5 protein-coding genes and 1 pseudogene are annotated in these 2,976 nt (G+C 74.4%); 1 reads left to right on the top strand and 5 read right to left on the bottom strand.

All coding sequences use genetic code 11. The features are described 5' to 3' along the window. Window positions 1-32: 32 nt before the first annotated feature. Genes DBR36_RS13480 through DBR36_RS13495 form a run of 4 tightly spaced genes read right to left on the bottom strand, consistent with a single transcriptional unit; the run spans window position 33 to window position 1,878 of the window. Window positions 33-485 carry a prepilin peptidase gene (locus DBR36_RS13480; protein WP_108320193.1) on the bottom strand — a complete coding sequence of 151 codons (453 nt, stop codon included), beginning with the start codon at window positions 483-485 and terminating at the stop codon, window positions 33-35. A gap of 5 nt (window positions 486-490) precedes the next feature. Then, on the bottom strand, window positions 491-787 hold the full coding sequence (locus tag DBR36_RS13485; protein WP_108320195.1) for a DUF1905 domain-containing protein: 297 nt from the start codon (window positions 785-787) through the stop codon (window positions 491-493). 45 nt (window positions 788-832) lie between these two features. Then, window positions 833-1,285: a DUF2809 domain-containing protein gene (locus DBR36_RS13490; RefSeq protein WP_108320201.1), complete on the bottom strand. Its 453-nt coding sequence runs from the start codon at window positions 1,283-1,285 to the stop codon at window positions 833-835. A gap of 26 nt (window positions 1,286-1,311) precedes the next feature. Beyond that, window positions 1,312-1,878, bottom strand: a complete 567-nt coding sequence (locus tag DBR36_RS13495) for a mismatch-specific DNA-glycosylase (protein ID WP_108320197.1) — start codon at window positions 1,876-1,878, stop codon at window positions 1,312-1,314. A 56-nt stretch (window positions 1,879-1,934) separates the two neighbouring features. Between DBR36_RS13495 and DBR36_RS13500 the strand changes: the two genes are divergently transcribed. Beyond that, on the top strand, window positions 1,935-2,732 hold the full coding sequence (locus DBR36_RS13500) for an alpha/beta fold hydrolase (protein ID WP_108320199.1): 798 nt from the start codon (window positions 1,935-1,937) through the stop codon (window positions 2,730-2,732). A 21-nt stretch (window positions 2,733-2,753) separates the two neighbouring features. Here DBR36_RS13500 and DBR36_RS17835 read toward each other — a convergent pair. Further along, window positions 2,754-2,976: pseudogene (locus DBR36_RS17835) on the bottom strand (4-amino-4-deoxy-L-arabinose transferase); the annotation flags it as partial.

The raw sequence follows: 2,976 nt of genomic DNA on the forward strand, positions 1-2,976 counted from the left end.
GCACCGGGCGCCCGTCGCACCGCCGCGCGCGCTCACCCGTGCAGGATCCGCCACCACGCCCCGCCGAGCAGATACGGCCCGTACGCCAGTTCCGCCCGCCGCATCCCCGCGAGCCGGACGCCCGCGGCCGCGCACCCGCCCAGGACGCCGGCCAGGGCGAGGGCGGATGCCACGGCCTCAGCGCCGAACCAGCCGAGGTGGGCGCCCACCAGGGCGGCGAGTTTGACGTCTCCCCCACCGAGGGCCGACGGGCGCGCCAGGTGCACGGCCGCGCACAGCGCGAAGGCCAGGAGGGCTCCCCCGACGACGCCGTGAGCACGCGCGGGCTCGTCGAGCGCGGCGGCGGCGAGCGCCAGCAGCCCCAGCGAGAGCGCCAGGGCGGGGAGCACCACGGCATCCGGCAGGCGGTGCCGCCGGACGTCGATGACGGCGAGCGCGACCCCGGCCACGGCCAGGACGCCCCAGGCGGCGAGCAGGGCGGGCATCGCGCTCAGGCGTCGATCACGAAGAGGTCGACCTCGACGACACCGTCGGGGGCGATGCGCTGTGCGTCGCGGACGGCCCTCTTCAGCGGCAGCACGTAGACCCCGCCCGCCTGCGGAAAGATCGACGTCCGCCAGGTCGACGACCCGATCGTCGCCTCGACCCGCACCCCGCCGAAGCCCCGGCGGTACGTCTGCGTCTCGCGGATGTCGTCGCTGAGCGCGGGCGGAAGCGCGACGAAGTACCAGTCGCTGTCGGAACGCGCCTCCCAGCGGAAGACCTCGCCCTCGAACCGTATGCGCATCGCCCGCTCCCCTCGTCGGCTGGACCGGTCACGATACCCGGGACGTCACGCGGGGCCCTCGCCCTCCCCCACCGACCGGTTCGGTTCCGGGGTCGGGAGGAGGGGTGCGGCCCCGCGGCGGGTGCGTCGGGCCGCCCCCGCGCCCACGTCGATGGAAGAAGCCGCGACCGCCGCGGCGACGTACACGACGAGGTCGCGCGGGTCGAACCCGGTGCCGAGGACGAGGGCGATCGGGGGGAAGGCCCCAGCGAGAGCGATCGGGATGCCGGTGGCCTGGAGGAGCTCGACGGCGACGCTCCACCCGCCGGCGATCAGCCCGACGACCGCGGGCCGCAGGCGCGGCGCGAGCAGCACCGTTCCGGCGTACACCGCGACCGTGTACAGCGCGTCTCCGGCCACGTCGCCGAGCAGCTCGGGGACGACGGCGGCGCGCGTGGCGAGCCCCGCCGCGATCGTCGCCGCCAGGGCGATCGACGCGGCGATCCGTCGGGTGGGCATCGACTCGGTGTCCCGATCGCGCCCGCTCACCCGATCACCCCCGCCGCGCGGGCGGGCCCGGCGTACGCACGGGCGAAGGACTCCACCGTGTCGTGGGCGTTGAGCCCGCTCGGGTTCGGAAGCACCCAGGTCGCAACCCCCGCGATGTCGTCGTCCTGACGCCCCGCCACCGCTCGAGGACGCCCGAAGCCCTGCCGGTACGCCGTCAGCCCGACCACGGCCACCGCTCGCGGTCGCCACGCGGCTACGCGGCCTGCCAGGGCGGTCGCCCCGGCGCGGAGTTCGTCGCGGGACAGCTCGTCGGCCCGGACGGTCGCGCGGGCGACGAGGTTGTCCACCCCCACCCCGGCGTCGAAGATCATCCGCCGGTCGTCGGGGCTCAGCGGTTCGGCGTACCGCGGCAGGCGGGGCAGGATCCCCGCGGTCACCAACGCCGGCCAGAACCGGTTGCCCGGACGCGCGAAGGGCGTTCCGGTCGCCGCCGTCCACAGGCCGGGATTGATCCCGACGAACAGCAATCGCACCCCGGGCTCGACGAGCGGGGGGATGGTGGCATCCCGGAACGATTCCAACTCGGCGCGCGTAAACCCCATACGACCACTATGACCACTACGGGCGCGCCACTCGGCGTTCTGCCAGGATCGGGGGAATGGATGCCGTCCCCGCCCTCACCGAGATGCCCCCCGCGCAGTCCGTCCTCGTCGGCGACAACGTGCGCCTGGCAACGTACTCGTGGGGCGACGTCGACGCCGACCCCGTGCTGTGCGTGCACGGCTTCGGATCGAGCACCCGCGACAACTGGGTCAACACCGGCTGGGTGCGGGATCTGCTGCGGGCGGGCTTTCGCGTGATCGCGGTCGACCAGCGCGGTCACGGCGAGAGCGAGAAGCCCCACGATGCGGCGGCGTACACGATGCCGACGCTCGTGTCCGACCTCGTCGCGGTTCTCGACACCTACCTCGTCGACCAGGTGCGCTACCTGGGCTACTCCCTCGGCGGTCGCGTGGGCTGGCAGCTCGCGGTCGACGCCCCCGAGCACGTCGAGCGGGCGGTGCTCGGCGGCATCCCGGACGGACGACCGCTGGCACGCCTGCGCGTCGACCAGGCGCGTGCCTTCCTCGACCACGGCACGCCCGTCGAGGACGCGACCACCCAGCGGTACGTCTCGCTCGCCGAGCGCGTGCCGGGCAACGACCTGCGCGCGCTCGTGGCGATCGCCGAGGGTATGCGCCTCGGCGAGACCGACCCCGATCCGAGCGCTCCTCCGCAGCAGCCGGTGCTCATCGCGACGGGCACCGACGACCCCATCCACGATCAGTCCGCGCATCTCGCGGGGCTGCTGCCGCGCGGCGAGTTCGCCGACATCCCGAAGCGGCATCACGTGAACGCGCCGGGCTCGCGGGCGTTCCGCGAGACGGGCCTGGAGTTTTTGAACCGGACGCTGTAGCGCTGGACCGCGCGCCGTCCGTCACCCGCACGCGTACACGGTGGACGGGGCGCTCGCGTCGACGGCGCAGTGCTGCCCCACCCACGTGCGGATCTGCGCCGAGGCCGAGCTCTCGTCGCCGCTCGACAGGCCACCGCCACGGCTGCCGTTCCACTGCCCGGCGGGTTCGATCACGTACCGCACCTGGCCCTGCTGGACGAGCGCGACGAACTCGTCGAGGGTGGGGACGGCATCCGTTCCGTTG

It is taken from the genome of Microbacterium sp. HMWF026 (assembly GCF_003061325.1).
GTDB classification, from domain to species: domain Bacteria; phylum Actinomycetota; class Actinomycetes; order Actinomycetales; family Microbacteriaceae; genus Microbacterium; species Microbacterium testaceum_E.